This is a genomic window from Cobetia sp. SIMBA_158, assembly GCF_046566945.1.
Classification (GTDB): Bacteria; Pseudomonadota; Gammaproteobacteria; order Pseudomonadales; family Halomonadaceae; genus Cobetia; species Cobetia amphilecti.
Window position 1 is genome coordinate 1 of sequence record NZ_JAWJYL010001143.1, and the last position, 233, is coordinate 233.

The window sequence follows — 233 nt, forward strand, 5'->3', positions numbered from 1 at the left end:
GGCCCGTTCAACGCGACGCGGTGTCCTGCATCTTGAACACCGTATCTAGGACCAGCGCGGCAGGGTCAAGGTTCACCGCCTGCCCGTGACGGCTGCGCTCGGTCACGGTGGCAGCAAGATCGGCCCAGGCCCGCGCCCGGTGCGGATCCGGCGACAGGCGCGACAGCAGCCCGCCCTCGTTCGGGGCGGCTTCGGGCATCGGCGGCTGGCCGGTGGCCCCTGTGCGCGCGAGG

At 73.0% G+C, this 233-nt stretch carries 1 protein-coding gene; it reads right to left on the reverse strand.

The annotated features are described in order from the left end of the window. Positions 1-7: 7 nt before the first annotated feature. Positions 8-233 (reverse strand): hypothetical protein (locus R2R70_RS23330; protein ID WP_410979396.1); only part of this gene is annotated, 226 nt, incomplete at its 5' end.